This window comes from Flavobacterium sp. FG19 (assembly GCF_057809475.1).
The window spans coordinates 46,583-64,400 of sequence record NZ_JBMDKA010000009.1; the positions used below are offsets into that span (position 1 = coordinate 46,583).

Annotated in this window: 18 protein-coding genes; 7 read left to right on the forward strand and 11 right to left on the reverse strand. The window is 34.9% G+C overall.

Features of this window, described 5'->3' with window-relative positions; genetic code table 11:
- The first annotated feature begins 93 nt into the window (after positions 1–93).
- The 5 genes from ACODST_RS10925 to ACODST_RS10945 all read left to right on the forward strand — a co-directional run bounded on the left by ACODST_RS10925 (position 94) and on the right by ACODST_RS10945 (position 5,739).
- The gene (locus tag ACODST_RS10925; RefSeq protein ID WP_488932153.1) at positions 94–906 is read left to right on the forward strand and encodes a hypothetical protein; all 813 of its coding nucleotides are present in this window, start codon (positions 94–96) and stop codon (positions 904–906) included.
- 15 nt (positions 907–921) lie between these two features.
- The gene (locus tag ACODST_RS10930; RefSeq protein ID WP_488932154.1) at positions 922–2,184 is read left to right on the forward strand and encodes a hypothetical protein; all 1,263 of its coding nucleotides are present in this window, start codon (positions 922–924) and stop codon (positions 2,182–2,184) included.
- A 4-nt stretch (positions 2,185–2,188) separates the two neighbouring features.
- Complete coding sequence (locus ACODST_RS10935; protein WP_488932155.1) at positions 2,189–3,100, forward strand: glycosyltransferase family 2 protein; 912 nt, start codon at positions 2,189–2,191, stop codon at positions 3,098–3,100.
- Between the two features lie 18 nt (positions 3,101–3,118).
- On the forward strand, positions 3,119–4,306 hold the full coding sequence (locus tag ACODST_RS10940; RefSeq protein WP_488932156.1) for a phenylacetate--CoA ligase family protein: 1,188 nt from the start codon (positions 3,119–3,121) through the stop codon (positions 4,304–4,306).
- Positions 4,307–4,476: 170 nt separating this feature from the next.
- The gene (locus tag ACODST_RS10945; RefSeq protein WP_488932157.1) at positions 4,477–5,739 is read left to right on the forward strand and encodes a cation:proton antiporter; all 1,263 of its coding nucleotides are present in this window, start codon (positions 4,477–4,479) and stop codon (positions 5,737–5,739) included.
- A 188-nt stretch (positions 5,740–5,927) separates the two neighbouring features.
- Here the strand turns inward: ACODST_RS10945 and ACODST_RS10950 are convergent, their stop codons facing one another.
- The 11 genes from ACODST_RS10950 to ACODST_RS11000 all read right to left on the reverse strand — a co-directional run bounded on the left by ACODST_RS10950 (position 5,928) and on the right by ACODST_RS11000 (position 16,329).
- Positions 5,928–6,587 (reverse strand): SanA/YdcF family protein, encoded by a 660-nt coding sequence (locus ACODST_RS10950; RefSeq protein ID WP_488932158.1) that lies wholly within the window; start codon positions 6,585–6,587, stop codon positions 5,928–5,930.
- A 14-nt stretch (positions 6,588–6,601) separates the two neighbouring features.
- Complete coding sequence (locus tag ACODST_RS10955; protein ID WP_289663271.1) at positions 6,602–6,763, reverse strand: DUF8506 family protein; 162 nt, start codon at positions 6,761–6,763, stop codon at positions 6,602–6,604.
- Entirely contained in the window at positions 6,750–7,337 is a 588-nt protein-coding gene (locus tag ACODST_RS10960) for an ATPase (RefSeq protein WP_488932159.1), read from the reverse strand. Before ACODST_RS10960 ends, ACODST_RS10955 begins: the two co-directional genes overlap by 14 nt.
- Before the next feature lie 30 nt (positions 7,338–7,367).
- On the reverse strand, positions 7,368–9,395 hold the full coding sequence (locus ACODST_RS10965) for a M3 family metallopeptidase (RefSeq protein ID WP_488932160.1): 2,028 nt from the start codon (positions 9,393–9,395) through the stop codon (positions 7,368–7,370).
- 157 nt (positions 9,396–9,552) lie between these two features.
- A complete protein-coding gene (locus ACODST_RS10970) occupies positions 9,553–9,720 on the reverse strand; it encodes a type II toxin-antitoxin system RelE/ParE family toxin (protein ID WP_488932161.1) in 168 nt (55 codons plus the stop codon).
- A complete protein-coding gene (locus ACODST_RS10975; RefSeq protein WP_488932162.1) occupies positions 9,720–9,947 on the reverse strand; it encodes a hypothetical protein in 228 nt (75 codons plus the stop codon). Before ACODST_RS10975 ends, ACODST_RS10970 begins: the two co-directional genes overlap by 1 nt.
- 159 nt (positions 9,948–10,106) lie before the next feature.
- Entirely contained in the window at positions 10,107–10,592 is a 486-nt protein-coding gene (purE, locus tag ACODST_RS10980) for a 5-(carboxyamino)imidazole ribonucleotide mutase (RefSeq protein ID WP_488932163.1), read from the reverse strand.
- A 119-nt stretch (positions 10,593–10,711) separates the two neighbouring features.
- A complete protein-coding gene (locus ACODST_RS10985; RefSeq protein ID WP_488932164.1) occupies positions 10,712–11,863 on the reverse strand; it encodes a 5-(carboxyamino)imidazole ribonucleotide synthase in 1,152 nt (383 codons plus the stop codon).
- A gap of 234 nt (positions 11,864–12,097) precedes the next feature.
- The gene (locus ACODST_RS10990; protein WP_488932165.1) at positions 12,098–12,649 is read right to left on the reverse strand and encodes a hypothetical protein; all 552 of its coding nucleotides are present in this window, start codon (positions 12,647–12,649) and stop codon (positions 12,098–12,100) included.
- A 24-nt stretch (positions 12,650–12,673) separates the two neighbouring features.
- Positions 12,674–14,776 (reverse strand): TonB-dependent receptor, encoded by a 2,103-nt coding sequence (locus ACODST_RS10995; RefSeq protein ID WP_488932166.1) that lies wholly within the window; start codon positions 14,774–14,776, stop codon positions 12,674–12,676.
- A gap of 272 nt (positions 14,777–15,048) precedes the next feature.
- Positions 15,049–16,329: a PQQ-dependent sugar dehydrogenase gene (locus tag ACODST_RS11000; protein WP_488932167.1), complete on the reverse strand. Its 1,281-nt coding sequence runs from the start codon at positions 16,327–16,329 to the stop codon at positions 15,049–15,051.
- Positions 16,330–16,516: 187 nt separating this feature from the next.
- Between ACODST_RS11000 and hpt the strand changes: the two genes are divergently transcribed.
- Together hpt and ACODST_RS11010 are read left to right on the forward strand one after the other, a co-directional pair.
- Entirely contained in the window at positions 16,517–17,047 is a 531-nt protein-coding gene (gene hpt / locus ACODST_RS11005; protein ID WP_488932168.1) for a hypoxanthine phosphoribosyltransferase, read from the forward strand.
- Between the two features lie 66 nt (positions 17,048–17,113).
- Positions 17,114–17,686 carry an adenylate kinase gene (locus ACODST_RS11010; RefSeq protein WP_488932169.1) on the forward strand — a complete coding sequence of 191 codons (573 nt, stop codon included), beginning with the start codon at positions 17,114–17,116 and terminating at the stop codon, positions 17,684–17,686.
- Positions 17,687–17,818 lie beyond the last annotated feature (132 nt).

A 17,818-nucleotide genomic window follows, 5' to 3' on the forward strand; every position in this document is an offset into this window, starting at 1 on the left:
CGCCTTCTGGAAATTTTAGATAAAAAACACCAAAAACAAAATACGATTTAGAATTACAGTTACCCAAAAACAAACAATTAAAAACCCAAAATCATGAGCAATTTACCTTCAATTATTCTTCCGGTTCTTAGAGATATGGAAGAATCGTATTTAAAAGACCAATTGTTAAAGTTCCTGCCAAATCAGACAGAAGCCTTTTCAAAAATCGAAAAAAGCTTTGTCCAGCTTACTTCAAAAGTGCAGGATAAAGAAAGACTGCAGCGTTTTTTCCATAGCTGGAGCCAGACCAACAACAGTGCTATGACTGTTGCCGGAATCAGCAACCGTATGACGATGCTGGTTCATAAAAATCAGCCAATTGCCGACGAGAAAGCGCTTTTGCAATCGATCACAAGTCTAAACAGAATTGTAGATGAAGATCTGGCAGTAGTAGGAAGAGTGCTGCATTCACAATTGTTTTACACCATGGCTACTAATATTTGTACAGATGATGACTGGCTTTCCCGTAAATACTTAAACGAGAGTGCTTACAATTTTAAAGCCTGGAAAGATCAGAACTCACTTCGAAATAAAGACATCATGATCGCCCTGCTAACTACTTTAATTCATGAGATTTATACACATGGCGAAGTAGAATATATCCTTCCAAAATTTGAATCCTGGCTTACTAAAGATTATGGTTTTTCTGAAGAAGATCGTGACAAAACACTGGCCTGGATAAGTGTTCACTGTGGACCTACGGAAAAAAATCATTTCTTCTTTGCTGTCAGCGCTATCTTCCATTATGCCAAAGCTATGAATGTTAATCTGGAAGAATATGATCTGGAACCGATTATCAAAGACTATCTTGATAAAAAATCGGCCGTAATGGAAGATGTAATGGAAATAGAAGAAGTTAGTATATAAGTTATGTTCCTGCAGATGATTCATACAGAGCAAGAAACAGAATTGGCTGTTTCTGATACCATTATTCTCAGGCAGAATCAGCCGGAAAAACTGAAAATATGGAAAGAGTCGTTTCCGGAATATTTTCAGAAAGGAGCAGGACTGGAAGGTCATTTTTTCGCTAATTCTTCGATAGTATTGTCACCGGAATACAATAGGGAAATGGAACGTTTGTGTTCGGTTTTAAACCTTGCCTGCAAAGCCATTGTACAAAACTATTTTAACGATGACAGAATTCGAAACTATTATCAGCTCGATAATGAACTTGAAGCGTTATTGAAAAAATGCAGCCACAAAGTATATAATCAGGGTTTTTACCGCCCTGATTTTTTATATGATACCAGTAATCAGCCTAAAATATGTGAGATTGGGGCACGCTATCCTTTAAACGGCTGGATGATTAGTTATTATCTAAAACGAATCAGCCATGAAGTACAGACACTCAAAGATCATGTAGACCTTGACGAAACTGATTTAAAAAAACTGATTGACGATTTGTATTATCATTTTACCCCTGATAAAAAAGCGGCTTTTGTTCACGATGATGAAAAAGGCACAGAGATTTTTTATCTTCAGGAAGAACTGGCAAAACTCGGAGTTGAATTAATTTCAGTACGTCCGCAAGATCTGAAAATTTCAAATGATGCTGTTTGTGTAAACGAAATACCTGTTTCGCAGTTTATATTAGAAATGGACCGGGAAGAATTAAAAAAAATAGAATCGGAGGTAATGAACAAGCTCATTGAGCAAAATTCCTATTTTAATGATATCAGGACTTTAATTTTAATTCATGATAAAAGGGTCCTGGCCGTAATGTACGATTCCGAAATAATGAATGATTATATGACCGCAGAGGATTATAACTTTTTAAGAAAATACCTGATTCCGAGTTACGTTATTACCGAACCTTCCGGCTGCGATGATTTCATTTCAGGTAAACAGAATTTAATACTAAAATTAAACAGCGGAGGAAGAGGAATTGGAGCTTATGTAAAAAGTGATTGTACAGCCCGGGAATGGGAAACGATTATCAGGGAAAACTGGAGCAAATATGTAATACAGCATTTTGTGGACCAAAAAGAATTTAACGATATCGAAAACAACCGTCAGATTCATCTGGTAGGCATGCTGTTGTGCAGGGACGACAAAACATATGGTCCCGGTTTATTCAGAGGTTCAGACGAATCGGTAGTGAATGTGCATCAGGGCCGGGCTTTAATTTATCCTATAGCAGAGTAAAATCATGAAACATACCGTTGTTATTCCTCTTTACAACAAAGAGGCCTATATCTACGATACAATAAGATCACTGGCTTTTCAGGAGAAAAAGGCATTCCAGATTGTTATTGTAGATGACTGCAGTACCGATAAAAGCTTGGACTGTTTGTATCAGGCACTGTCTTTTTTTAAAACTCATTTTCTGGAGACAGCCGTTGAGGTTATCGAATTAAAGGAAAATAAAGGGCCCGGATACGCCAGAAATATCGGAATGGAAAAAGCAGCAGGAGATCTTATCAGTTTTTTGGATGCAGACGATTGTTATACTCCTGCTTGTTTAAAAGAGGCCGATTTAATTATGGAACAGGAAAATATTGACGTTCTGGTGCTTGGGGTTTTACTGGTGCCTTCCCGTTATTACCTGCCCAATATTCAGTCTTTCAAAAAAGAACTGACTCCCTTGTCAGAGGAACTTTTTTTGATACCTGATATACTGCGCAGTATCAGTTCACCGGATTTTATTATGGGAGTTGGCAGTAATGTCGTTATCAGAAAAAAACATCTGGAGAATATTCGGTATGAAACAAATGTTTCTTTAAATGAAGGAATCGATTTCTGGTATCGGGTACTGAAAAACATACCAGCTGGTTTTCGGGCGGGACTACTAAATAAAATCTGTATTGAAGTAAGAGAAGTCGAAGGCAGTTTATCAAGGATCAGCTATAACAGCTGGAAAGAACTGGATATTCCTGTGGTTATAAAACGCTATCAAAAAAGTAATAATCCCTATGATCGGTATTTGATGGGAATGCTGTCCCAGCGCTGGCTGGAACATGCCATGGAACGGCTTCCTTCATGGCAGCAAAAAGCTTTATTCCTGCTGAATCATTCCAGATGTCTGATTAAAAACAAGTATTATTTCTACAAAAGAGCCTGATTAATTTAAATAGATTTTATGAATTCAAATACCGTAAAAACCAACCATTCTGAATTGCAGGCTTATTTTGAATGGGCGAAACAGAATTCCCTGTATACAGAATTTTATAAAGGATACGATTGTGCAGCCGAAGCCCCGGTGTTGACCAAACATGAATTAATGCCAATTTTAAATACTAAGTTTCATCTTCAGGACGAAAAAACAGGAGTATATTTGGTTCGTTCGGGAGGAAGTACTCAAAAACCTTTGGTCTTTCCGGTAGATATACAGGAAAATCACAATCAGCGTTTTGCTATGGCCGAGGAACTGACTCAGAATAACTTTTTTACTTCTGCAACCATTGCTCTTAATATTTTTGGTTATTCCGATATGTACCGTACAGCGGCGATAATGGATGATATTTTAGAAAAATGCCAGGCGACCACACTAGCTCTTAGTGCTCATGCAGATTATAAAGATATGGAACAGGCAGCCCTGTATTTTAAACCGGATTTTATAATGGGCACGCCTTCCAAATTATTATGTTTTGCACAATATCTGCAGGAAAACAATCAAAAACTGCAAATACAAAATGTGCTGTATGCAGGCGAGTTTTTAAGACCTGAAATACAAAAACTTTTACAAAAAACATTGGGCTTCCAGCAGATTTATTCGATGTATGGTTCTGCCGAAACCGGAATCTGGGCCTGGTCGGATGCCTCTAAAAATCCCTCTTTATTTGCTGTAATAAAAGGAATGTTGATCGAAATAATAAATCCTGATGAAGAAGGGTATGGTACGATTGCCGTGACCAATACATTCCGAAAAAGATTTCCGGTTTTTCGATATGCTATTGGCGATTTAGGACGATGGGTTGAAGTAGAAGGAAAGCCTTTTCTGGAATTAAAATCGAGAGAAACCAAATCTTTTATACTTTGTGAACAGCATTACGATGCAGCTGAGTTTGTTTCTCTTGCAGGCGAAGCTGCCGCTGTCCAGATTCAGTTATCCAGTAAAAATTTTAAAGAAGTCGTTAAAATGCTGATCGTACAAAATATTTCGAATGACCAAAAAACAGATTTCATCCTGAAAAAGACTAAAGCGGTAAAAGAACGTCTTGGCTATAATGAAAAATTTATGGAAGTAGAAGTTTTACTGGTTACAGCAGCCGATCTTTATACAGATCCCAATACCACCAAAACACCTCAGTTATTAGATTTAAGGTAATGACTTCCTGTGAAAAAATAAAGATAAAGTTGTATAATCTTTACACTTTTGACATTTCTGCTGAAGTAAAAATCGTAAAAGGCATTAACGAATTATAAAGTTATGTTAATTCAAAGTGTGAAATTTTTGATTAAATAATCAGAAAGATATTTTTGTAAAAATCACATTTTATGGAATTATACTACACATTTTCGGTGCTGATTGTACTAGCATCTTTCTTCGCCTATTTAAACTTAAGATTTTTAAAACTTCCGGGAACCATCGGAATCATGATTATTGCGATGTTGGTTTCAGTGGGAATTCGTCTTTTGGGAGACTCTTATTTTCCTTCAACCACAAAACACTTTTTTGATTTAATAAAACAATTTGATTTCAACGAAATCCTGATGGGAGCCATGTTGAACTTTCTCTTATTTGCAGGAGCTTTACACGTAAACATGTTCGATCTTAAAGAACAAAAAGTGCCCATTATGATTTATTCGACAGTTAGTGTCGTTTTATCAGCTTTAATTATTTCGATTCTGCTTTATTACATCGCACCGCTTTTAGGAATCAATATCCCTTATGTATTTTGTTTAGTTTTTGGGACTTTAATTTCACCAACCGATCCCATCGTGGTTTTGGGAGTTTTGAAAGAAGCTAAAGTCCCAAAGAGAATCGAAACCAAAATTGTTGGTGAATCATTATTTAATGACGGAGTTGCAGTAGTAATGTTTGCCGTAGTTCTAAAAATGGCAACCGATCCAACATTTGAAGCAACTTTTGGTTCAATATCCTGGTTGTTTATTAAGGAAGGAATTGGCGGACTTTTATTAGGAGCCGTTTTCGGATTTACCGCTTCGAAGGTCATGAAGAAAATTGATGATTATAAAGTTTCGGTCTTAATTACACTTTCTATTGTAACAGGGGGATTTTTAGTGGCTCAGGCGTTACATGTTTCCAGTCCGCTTGCCATGGTTGTTGCCGGATTAATTATTGGAAATTATGGTAAAAAAGTAGCCATGAGTGAAGTGACCAAAGATTATCTAGGTAAATTCTGGGAACTTATCGATGAGATTTTAAATGCTGTTTTGTTCTTATTCATCGGTTTCGAATTATTATTGCTTCCAGATTTGAACAAACAATTGCTGACAGGTTTTGTAGCGATTTTTATTGTCCTTTTTTCAAGATTAACATCAATAGTTTTACCGTGGAAATTCTTCGATATCTTCAAGTTTTTCGGAATCAAATCGGCTTACAATAAAGGTTCATTGATGGTTTTAGTTTGGGGCGGAATTCGTGGCGGAGTTTCTATTGCGTTAGTACTTTCTATGCCGGAAAGCGAATACAAAAACCTGCTGTTAGAAGTAACTTACATTGTTGTTTTATTCTCTATTGTAGTGCAAGGCTTGACGGTTGGGAAATTGGCTAACAGAGTTTTGGAGAAAGAATAAAGAGAATAGAGAATAGAAAAAAGATTTTGTTTTTAAGACTTCAAATTATCAAATTAAAAATGGGCTGACTCACTTTTTGAGACAGCCCATTTTTATTAGAATGCTCCAGCGGAGTATAATATTTATAGCAAATTCAGTTTTCAAGTATCAAAAAGCTCCAGCGGAGCGAAATGTTTTTTCAATAATTTTTATCGTTTATCTTCTTTGGAAAAATTTGAAGGGCCATTTATGTCGATTTGAGTTCCTAAAAAACGAGGTTCCCTGTTTCTTAAAACATCAAAAAAAGCTTTAAAGACAGAACCATATTCTCTAAAACAAACATAATTGTATCCTAAATATTCTCCATTATTAGCAGAATAACCAGAAGATTTAATTCCGAGTTCCTGGCCAATATAAATGGCCCGGTTTAAATGATATTTTTGAGATATTAAAGTAGCCCTTTTGATATTGAAAATATGTTTGGCGCGATACATTGTTGAGTAAGTATCAAAACCGGCATAATCAATAAATATTTTGGTTGTGTCAACACCATGATTATAACAATAGTTTTTCATCACCGTTAATTCATCATATTCATCACGACCATTATCTCCAGAAAGCAGAATTTTATTGATTCGTTTTGCTTTCCAAAGCATAATTCCCGCATCTAGACGATCTTTTAAATATTTGCTTGGCTGGTTTCCGTTAATGCCCGCACCAAAAATAATTCCAACATCGTTCTTCGGGAATTTTTTAATGGAATAATAAATCTTAGTTTTAGTGGATGATTTTACATAATAATTTACAGAAACAATCGAAACCAATCCTATAATGGCAAGATACAAGGCTATTTTGAAATATTTTTTCAATTTTGATTTATACATTAGTCTTTAATATCAACTGCGTTTATAGTTTGAATTTTCCCATCAGCATAAACTACAATCTTCCCATTGATTTTCTTTTTGTTTTCAATCATTTTTTTTGAAGATACTTTTAGACCTTCAACAATTTTATGCTGTAATTCTTTGACCTTATCTTTTGTCATATCTTAAATTATTTATTTCATTGAATAAGCTTTCATCTATAATTTGAATCTTTTCGTTAATTTCTTTTTCAGCGATAAGTATTGGTAATTTATTTGAATTATCAAATAACATTACATTGTCACAATTGTTCAGATAGATATCAAAGAAATTTTGAATTCCTCGGATGTATCTTCGCTCAATAACATCTTCAGGGATATTATGACCTCCTTCACTTACTCTGACTTTCACTCTTTGCTTTGCTAATTCAACAGAGTTTAACCAAAAGAAAATTAGGGTTACAAAATAACCTTCATTTCTAGCTTTTTTTATAATTGAAAGATAACTTTTTGCAGATAGAGTGGTTTCAAAAGCAAAATCTACTTCTTTTTGAAGTAGCTCATCAATTCGGTTTAGCATTATTCTTCCAGCTTCAAAGCTTACTTTTTCTGGCTGAAAAGGAGATAAGCCTTTGGCGATTTCATCAGCATTTACGAATTCTTTACAATCTAATATTTCAGGCAGAATTGTATATGAAGCTGTTGTTTTTCCAGCTCCATTACAACCTGCAATAATATATAGATTTTTCTCTTTCAATAGTTTAAATAATAAACAAATATATAAATATTAAAGTAATCCTGCTCTCTTCAACAAAGCTTCCGGTTTAGGTTCTTGACCTCTAAACCGTTTGTATAAAGTCATCGGATGTTCCGTTCCTCCTTTTGAAAGTACATTGTCTTTGAATTTCTTCGCAATTTCTTCATTAAAGATTCCATTTTCTTGGAAATATTCAAAAGCGTCTGCATCCAGAACTTCAGCCCATTTGTAGCTGTAATATCCAGAAGAATATCCGCCCTGGAAAATATGAGAGAATGCTGTACTCATTGCATTTTCTTTTACATCTGGATACAATTGTGTGTTGGCAAATTGTTCTGTTTCGAAAGCTTTTAAATCTGTGATAGAAGTTGGATCTTGTCCGTGCCAAGCCATATCTAAAAGTCCAAAACTTAATTGGCGTAAAGTTGCCAAACCTTCTTGAAAACTCGCACTTTCTTTAATTTTCTGAACATACTCAATCGGAATGATTTCTCCCGTTTCGTAGTGATTTGCAAATAAAGCCAAAGCTTCTGGTTCGTAACACCAGTTTTCCATAATCTGACTTGGTAATTCTACGAAATCCCAATAAACCGAAGTTCCAGATAAACTTGGATAAACCGTATCAGCCAGCATTCCGTGTAATCCGTGACCGAATTCGTGGAATAAAGTAGTCACTTCATTAAAAGTCAATAATGAAGGTTTTGTTTCAGTTGGTTTTGTAAAATTACAAACGTTCGAAATATGTGGTCTTTCGTTTATGCCGTCTTTTACATATTGCGATTTGAATGAAGTCATCCATGCACCGTTTCTTTTTCCTTTTCTTGGGAAGAAATCAGCGTAGAAAATCGAAACTAAATTGTTTTCAGTATCTCTTACTTCATAAGTCGTAACTTCTTCGTGGTATTTATCGATATCAAAAACTTCGGTAAAAGTTAAACCGTATAATTTTTTGGCAACGGTAAAAGCACCATCTAAAACTTTTTCTAATTGAAAGTAAGGTTTCAGTTTTTCATCATCTAAATTAAAAAGCTGTTGTTTTAATTTTTCAGAATAATAAGCGCCGTCCCATTTTTCTAATTGTTCAATTCCGTCCAATTCTTTTGCGAAAGCAGTCAATTCAGCAAATTCTTTTTGCGCCGCAGGTTTTGCTTTAGCTAATAAATCATTCAAAAAAGAGAATACTTTCTCTGGACTTTCGGCCATTCTTTCTTCTAGAACAAAATGAGCGTGTGTTTTGTAACCTAACAAATTAGCTCTTTCATGACGAAGTTTGGCAATTTTTAGAACATTTTCTTCATTGTTGAATTCGTTTTTTTGGAAACCTTTTGCACCAAAAGCGATTGCCATTTTTTTACGCAGTTCGCGATTGTCAGCATAAGTCAAAAACGGAATATAACTTGGATGATCTAAAGTAAAAATCCAACCTTCTTTTTCCTGATTTTTTGCTAATAATCTTGCAGCTTCGATCGTTCCTTCTGGTAAGCCAGATAAATCTTTCTCATCAGTTAAATGCAGTTCGAAGTTGTTGGTTTCTGTCAAAACATTTTCGCCAAACTGCAAACTCAATTTCGATAATTCTTTGTCGATTTCTCTTAATTGATTTTTCTTTTCTTCTGGAAGATTGGCTCCGTTTCTTGAAAAGCTTTTGTATTTTTTATCTAATAAAGTCGTTTGTTCTGGGTTGAGGTTCAAACTTTCTTTTTGGTCATAAACCGCTTTTACTTTCGCAAACAAATCCGCATTCAAACGAATGTCGTTTCCGAATTCTGAAAGCCAAGGCGAAACTTCCTGAGCAATTTTCTGCATTTCGTCATTCGTTTCAGCCGAATTCAAATTGAAGAAAACACTCGAAAGACGATCTAAGATATCGCCCGAATAATCCATCGCTACAATGGTATTTTCAAAAGTTGGTGCTTCGGGATTATTTACAATCGCATCAATTTCGGCTTTCGCCAAAGCAATTCCTTCCTGAAAAGCAGGAACGTAATCTTCGATTTTTATCTGCGAAAAAGGTGCTGTGTTATGTTTGGTGTTGAAATATTGTGTTAATACGCTCATATTATTTATGCTGTTTAAAAATATAAAATTAGGAAATCATAATTTGAATTTCTTCGTATCCTGAAAAGTATTCCAAAAACGAAGCAATTCTAAATTAGTGTTTTCGATACGGTAATAAAGTGAAATGTGTTTTGTAATGACAATTTTGTAAACATTTTTATAATTTGTTTTGAGAAATAAAAACATTGTCATTTTTTAAAAGTGCAATTGTGGTATTTACTTTTTCAATGAAATTTTGAGCAGCTTTCTCAGACCATTCAGCTTCCAAATAATCGATGTTGTTCGAAAAGTCTTGTTTAGCTTGTGGAGCCCAAATTACATTCATTATTTAAAGTATTTTGAATAACGATTTTTGCTTTCTTCCATAACAACATCATGTGAAATTCCTTCATTATTGTCTAAAGAATAAATAGCCTCATCTATTTTGCTTTTTTGTTCTTCTGAAAGAATTTCTTTAGATTGAATGAACTCGACAATTTCCTGAATTAGATCAGGATTTTCAATGTCTAAAACTATTTTAGCGAGCTCTATTTTAGAAGTTTGAATGTTCATTTTGCTTTTTTCTCAAAGTTAAGTTTTTCTTTTAGAAATTTTTATAAGGATTAGTTAATTCTTGGAGTGGCTGATTTCGCAAAGATTCACCAAGAAAAAAACACAGAGATTCACAAAATTTTGTGTTTCTCTGTGTCTTCTTTGAGTATCTCTGTGAAATTACTTTTTTAAACCGTCAGCAGCTTTATTAACCGCTGCCTTCAATTCTTCTTTATAAGAAATAATAGTATCTAAAACTTTTTTGTCGTGGCTTCCGATGATTTGTGCCGCTAAGATTCCGGCATTTTTTGCTCCGTTTAAGGCTACCGTTGCTACAGGAACGCCACCCGGCATTTGTAAAATTGATAATACAGAATCCCAGCCATCGATAGAATTGCTTGATTTTACCGGAACTCCAATTACTGGTAGCGGAGACATTGAAGCAACCATTCCTGGTAAATGTGCCGCACCGCCCGCACCGGCAATAATTACCGAAATTCCGCGATTGTGTGCATTTTTGCTGAAATCGAATAATTTCTCCGGCGTTCTGTGTGCCGAAACGATATCTACTTCAACTTCTATATTAAATTGTTTTAATATGTCGATTGCATCCTGCATAACTGGCATGTCGGAGATGCTTCCCATTATTATAGCTACTTTGCTCATGAGTTTTTTTGTTTGTTTTGTTTCAGGTTTAAAGTTTCAAGTTTTTGTTGAGACTGAAAACCGTTTATTTTGTTTTAAGTTGTGAACTGTTACTGAAAACTGCGACTGAATACTAAAATTTACTGACCACTGATCACTCTAATAGTGTTCTTCACTTCCTGTGCAATTCTTCTCGCCTCAGCCATATCTTCATTTACGATCGTAACGTGACCCATTTTTCTGAAAGGACGCGTTTGTTTTTTTCCGTAAATATGTGGGGTAACGCCATTCCATCCTAAAATCGTTTCGATGTTTTCATAAACTACATTTCCGGAATGACCTTCGGCACCAACTAAATTGACCATAATTCCGGCCACTTTGCTATCTGTGTTTCCTAACGGAAGATCTAAAATGGCACGTAAATGGTTTTCGAATTGTGAAGTATAACTTGCTTCGATAGAATAATGTCCAGAATTGTGTGGGCGAGGTGCAACTTCGTTTACCAAAATTTCGTCGTCCTGAGTCTGGAACATTTCAACTGCTAAAAGTCCAACGTGATTGAAGTTTTCTGAAACCTGCAAAGCAATCGCTCTGGCTTTTTCGGCTACTTTATCGTCGATTCTTGCCGGGCAGATTACGTATTCAACCTGGTTTGCTTCCGGATGAAATTCCATTTCTACAACCGGATAGGTTTTAATTTCTCCTGATGGATTTCTTACTACAATTACCGCCAATTCATTTTTGAACGGAACCATAGTTTCGGCAATGCATTCTACGTTTGGTAAATCATCCATGTCAGAAATCTGGCGAATTACTTTTACGCCGTTTCCGTCGTAACCAAACTCGGTGCATTTCCAGACGAATGGTAATTTTAGATCGTTGATTTTAGATTTTAGATTTTCTAAATTTTCAAATCTTTCGAATGGTGCAGTTGGGATATTGTTTTTAGCGTAAAATTCTTTTTGAACGCCTTTATTCTGAATTCCTTTTAAGGTTTTTGGAGAAGGATATATTTTTAAACCTTCGTTTTCCAGTTGCGTTAAAGCTTCAAGGTTTACCAATTCGATTTCGAAGGTCAAAACATCGACTTGTTTTCCGAAGTTGTAAACGGTATCATAATCCATTAAATCGCCTTGAAAAAACTTGTTGCAGGCAATTTTACTCGGCGCTTCGTCGCTTGGATCCAGAACGTAAGTTTGTATGTCAAATTTTCGGGTGTCGAACAAAAGCATTTTGCCTAATTGTCCGCCGCCTAATATTCCTAATTTAAAATCAGAAGAAAAATAATTCATTTTGAGTTGTGTTTTTGCAAAGATACTTTTTAATCTTTTTTTAGCCAAAATTTAGTTTTTATAGCCACGAATTCACGAATTTTAAATTTATAGAAATCAATTTTTGGCTTAAAATATTTTGCCACAGATTTCACAGATTTCCACAGATTATTTTTTGAAGTAATTAAAAAATCATTTTAATCCTTTTAATCTGTGGCGAAAAAATAATTCGTGAATTCGTGGCTAACAAAAAAGCTATTTTATTTTCTTCAAAACTTCTTTGGCGACGGCTTTGTAAGCGGGTGAATGGTCTCCGAAATCTTTATCAATAATTACTTTTAGTTCGGGATGTATCCAATCGTAATAGTTTCCTAGAACATATAAGGTTCTGATGGAATAAGCTTTTGTGGCGACTTTGGTATCGTTAATCAGCCAGTCGAAAGATGCTTCTATACAGTCTTGTAGATTTTCTTCAGAAAGCTGAATCCCGTTTTCGTTTTTCTTGTAATGTGATTTTACTAAAAGCTGAACCACTTTTGCAATCGGACGCATAGAACTTTCGTCTTTTAAAACTTTCAGATTCGAACAGAAAAAATCAAGATGAGGCTGGAGCCAGTGCAATTCTTCGTACGAAACAAATTCTAAAATCCAACAGGCTTTATGATTGTTTTTGTCTTCGGGCGAAAAGCAAATCGATACCAATTCACTAAAAAGTGAAGGGTTTTCTAAAACGTCCTGTGCCGTTTTGAGACGATTTTCTCTATAAGCATTGACATAATCCAGTTTCTTTTGCAGTTCAGACAACATTCATTTAAGTATTAAAAAGCTATGCTAAAATACATAATTTAATGCGATAATTCCGTAGTAGTTTATAGGTAAGCCTGGATAATAAAATCTTGGTTGAGCATTCCCAACGGCGGTGGCATTGGTCAAAATCATGGAAGCGTATTTTTCGTTCATGACATTATTGATTCCTGCGTCAAAGTGAGCTTTTAAACCCGATAGAATTTCAAATTGATAACCGGCTTTTAAATTCAGAAGTGAATAAGAATCGGAATAATCGGCATTAGAATCGTTCATTGGGATTTTATCGGTAAACTGGAAATCGGCAGAAAAGTAAAATCCGGAATTCAGGTTTAAAGTAAAACCAGCGCTTGCGGTATTGGCTGGAACTCCTGTTAATTTGTTTCCAGAATAATCATTTCCGTTATCGACAAATTCTTTGAATTCATAATTTCCGATAGAAGTTCCGACATAAGAGTTTAAAGTAAAAATTCGATTAATCGGCCAATTATGATTTAAGGAAATCTCAATTCCTTCATGAAAAGTTTTGCCGGCATTGACGCCTTCGTATTGATCGTCTCCGATTCTTTTGGCAACCAATAAATCTTTAATTTCCATTCGGTAAATAGCAATTTGGGTATAGAGTTTTTTATTGAAAAAATGCAGTTTTCCGCCCAATTCAAAATTATAACCTGTTTCGGGTTTAATGTCAGAATTGATGTTTCCTGTTGCCGTTAAAGTTTCTTCGGTTGCAGGAAGAGAAAATCCACGGCTTAGAGAAAAGTAAAAGGTTCGAACTTCATTCGGCTTAAATAAAAAAGAAAGCTGTGGCGAAAAAATCCCGTCATAACTATATTTTTCCTTCGGATTATTCGCATAAGCAGGAAAATCATTCTGCAATTCAAATTTGGTTTTGTTGTAATTCAAACCCGCCTGAATCTCAAAATGTTCCGAAAGCAAAGTTCTGACTTGCGAAAAAATATTGTAAAAATCTCTTTTTTGATTGGTTGCTGTAAGTTGATTTCCTTGTAAACTTCCGTTCCCATTATTCTGCAGATATAAATTCTGAAAAGTATTTCCGCTGTAATTATCTCTGAAATATTCCAGTCCGGCAATAAATTGATTTTTGATTTTTCCGATATTAAAATCTCCTGAAAACTGTGTTCTCACACCTGAGGCAAAAGTATATTGACGAAAAATATCAAAAGGACGCGGTTCGTTGCTGTCTTTATAATTGATAAAAACAGAAGTCGAATTTTGAAGATGATCGTTTAATTTAAAATCATAAGCCAATCCTGCCAAAGTCGATTTGTATTCTTTAAAACCTTTTGAAGCCACCCAAGTCGGCGCGCCCGCTTGTGGATTATTTTCGAAAGTGTTTTTGTTGATTGAACTTGGAATGTATGCTTTTAAATAAGTGTAATTAGAAAAGTACGTCAGCTTGCTGTTTTTCTTTCGGAACAATTCTCCGCCGAGCGTAATTCCTTCCCGATCGTAAGCGCTGTTTTCGCGCCAGCCGTCGGTTTTTAAATTGTGATAACTCAGATTTAAAGAAGCGCTTTTTTCATTCCAATTAAAACCAACTCTGTTTTTCAATAATCCAAAAGAGCCAAAAACAGAACTGATTTCAGTCTGATACTTGGATTTATTAAATGTTTCAGGAGAAATCAAAATTGCTCCACCCAAACCAGCACCGTAAATACTTGAAAGCGGACCTTTGATTACTTCAACTTGATTGATGTTTTGAAGATCAATATCGTCAATTACGGTTTCGCTGTTTCCAGAAGTCAGCGGGATATTTCCATAAAAAGCTCTGATTTTATTAGTTCCATACGGAGTTCTGGCGCCAATTCCGCGAATCGAAATTCGGGTTGTCGTAATATTCGACGATTGCATAAAAACACCTGGAATTGTATTAATGACATTACTTATGTCTGTGGTATTATTTCGAAGTAATTCTTTTTCAGATAAAACGCCAATCGAAGCAGGACTATTTTGTAAATCCCGATTAATATAAAGCGGACTTATTAAAACTTCGTTTAATCTTTGAGTTTTGGTAGAATCAATATTTTGGACTTCTTTTTCTTGTGCAGTTAAGTTTTGTAAAATCGAAAACACAATAATTAGAAAGCCGTATTTTTTTAAAAACATATATTTTATGTGTCAATTCCTGGGATTTGGAATTTTATCTGAACAGATTAATATTGGGATTTATTTTTAACACATAGAAACATAGTCATTGATTGAGGCAAAAAAGGCGTTTTACTTATCAAAAGCCACATAGAAAAGCTATGTGTGAAAACGAGTTTTCTTAGTAACATCTTTTTAAAACAAAAATCTATGTCTCTATGTGTTTAAAAACTTTTATAGCTTCGTTCCAGTATCTAAGAGAATTGGAATTTGGAATTTAAAAATTTGGAATTTTATTTAGCAGTAACTTTCCAAATAGTATTTCCGCTGTCATCATTTACCAAAAGCGATCCATCATTCATAACAGTAACCGCAACCGGACGTCCATAAACTTCCGCTTTATCATTGTCAGAAATAAAACCAGTTAAAAAATCTTCTGGTTTACCCGAAGGTTTTCCATCTTTAAAAGGAACAAATAAAACTTTGTAACCTGAAATTACAGATCGGTTCCAGGAACCATGTTGACCTACGAAAGCGCCATTTTTGTATTTTGCTGGAAAAGCATCTTTAGTGTAAAAAGCCAATCCCAAAGAAGCAGTGTGAGCGCCAACCGGAACATCGGGAACAATAGCTCTTTCTATCAAATCTTTTCGTTCGCCTTTTCCTTTCCATCTTGGGTCAGGAATACTTCCAAAATACGAATAAGGCCATCCATAAAACCCGCCTCTTTTTACACTCGTAATATAATCCGGAACCAAATCATCGCCTAGTTCATCTCTTTCGTTTACCGCTGTCCAAAGTTCTTTTTTGTCGGCAGGATTCCAATCCATTCCCATAGGATTTCTAAGTCCTTCAGCATAAATTTTTTCACCGGTTCCGTCAGGGTTGATTTCTAAAATTGCAGCACGGCGAATTTCTTTATCCATTCCGTTTTCTCCAACATTGCTTCCTGAACCAACACCAATATAAATTTTTGTTCCTTCAGGATTGGCAAGTAAACTTCTTGTCCAGTGATTGTTATATCCGCCCGCAGGAAGTTCTATGATTTTAGTTCCCTGAGTTTCTAATTTTAAAGGAGCATTTTTATAAGGATAACGGTAAAGTCCGTCGGTATTGGCAATATAAAAAAAGTCTTTAAGAATGAGCATTCCCAAAGGTCTGTTTAAACCAGAAATAAAAACTTCTCGGGTTTCATATTCTCCGTCTTTATCCTTGTCACGCAAAACTATAATTTGGTTTTTGCTTGTTCTGGTACCGCTTTCCACAACAAAAATATCATTGTTTGGTCCTATATAAGACCAACGTGGATTACTAAATCCGTCAGCAAATTTGGTTACCGTAAAACCTTCCGGTGCTTTTGGTGTTTTGCCTTCCGGCCAGCCTATGACTTTACTGTTCTTTGTTTTTGATTCGGTTGCATAGGGAGGAGGAAGCGTAATGTCTCCAATAGCCGTTTTTACAATATTTCCCGGTTGTTTGGCAAGTGCTTCTTTTTCTTCTTTTTTTACTTGTCCGTTGCAGGAAGTCATTAAAGCTAATAACGGAATTGAGAACAGGAGTAACGATTTTTTCATTGGTTTTTTGGAGTTAAATAATTATATCATAACAATTTACTGAAATTTAAAATAGACTAAAAGACTGGTTTGTAAATATTAACTGATATTTAACATTCGTAAAAAATAATGGGGGTACAGTCTATTTTGATATAAGCTGTTAAGTTCTAATTCTGTATCTTTGTCCATTATTTTAAAAAGAAAAATAATGATACAACTTCACGATAAACAATTTGTTCCGTTTATTTCGGCTAAAGAAATTGATTTTGCTTTAACCAAATTAGTGGCTCAGGTGGAAGACGATTTTGGAGATGATACACCAATTTTTATTGGAGTTTTAAATGGTGCCTTTATGGTCGTATCAGATTTTCTAAAAAAATATAAAAAACCATGCGAAGTTTCATTTATCAAAATGGCATCGTATGAAGGAACTGAAACAACAAATTCGGTTAAAGAATTAATCGGAATCAATCAGGATTTGTCTGGAAGAACCGTAATTATCATCGAAGATATTATCGATACCGGAAACACAATCGAAGAATTGAAGCATTTGTTTAAAGCGCAAAATGTAAAGCATTTTAAAATTGCAACATTGTTCTTTAAACCGGAAGCATATAAAAAAGACATCAAAATAGATTACATCGGAATTCGTATTCCAAATAAATTTATTGTGGGTTACGGTTTAGACTACGATGGTTTAGGACGAAACTTGACCGAAGTTTACAAATTAGCAGAATAACAAAACACAACTAAATATTCATTTTAAAACTTCTGAAAGACAGAAGTAACAACACTCATTTCAATTATGATTAACATCGTTTTATTTGGAAAGCCTGGTGCAGGAAAAGGAACTCAGGCAGAATTTTTAAAAGAAAAATACAATTTAACACACCTTTCAACAGGAGATATTTTTCGTTTCAATTTAAAAAATGATACTGAACTAGGAAAACAAGCAAGAGTTTTTATGGACAATGGAGAATTAGTTCCATGTGAAGTAACAACTGCAATGTTAATCGATGAGGTAAAAAAACACCCTGATACAGCAGGATTTTTGTTCGACGGTTACCCAAGAACAATCAATCAGGCAGAAGCTTTAGATAAATTTTTGCCAACAATTGGTTCCAGCGTAACAGCAACAATCGCTTTAGAAGCTGATGACGAAATTTTAGTAGCACGTCTATTAGAAAGAGGAAAAACAAGCGGAAGAGCAGATGACCAGGACGAAGAAAAAATTCGTGTGAGATATCAGGAATACAATGAAAAAACAGCTCCGTTAATCGATTACTATAAAGCACAGAATAAATTTCACGCTGTAAACGGTATCGGAGAAATAAAAGATATTACAGAGCGCTTAACGTCAGTTATAGATAATTTGTAGAAGCTTTTTCCAGCTGTACGTTACTAGTCCTCGCTAAAAAAACTATTTTTCCAAACCATAAAACGAGCTTCCTCCGGTCGCTGTTTTCTGGCAGGAAAAATTAGTTTTTTTAGCTCCGGGCTCTTCACTTCC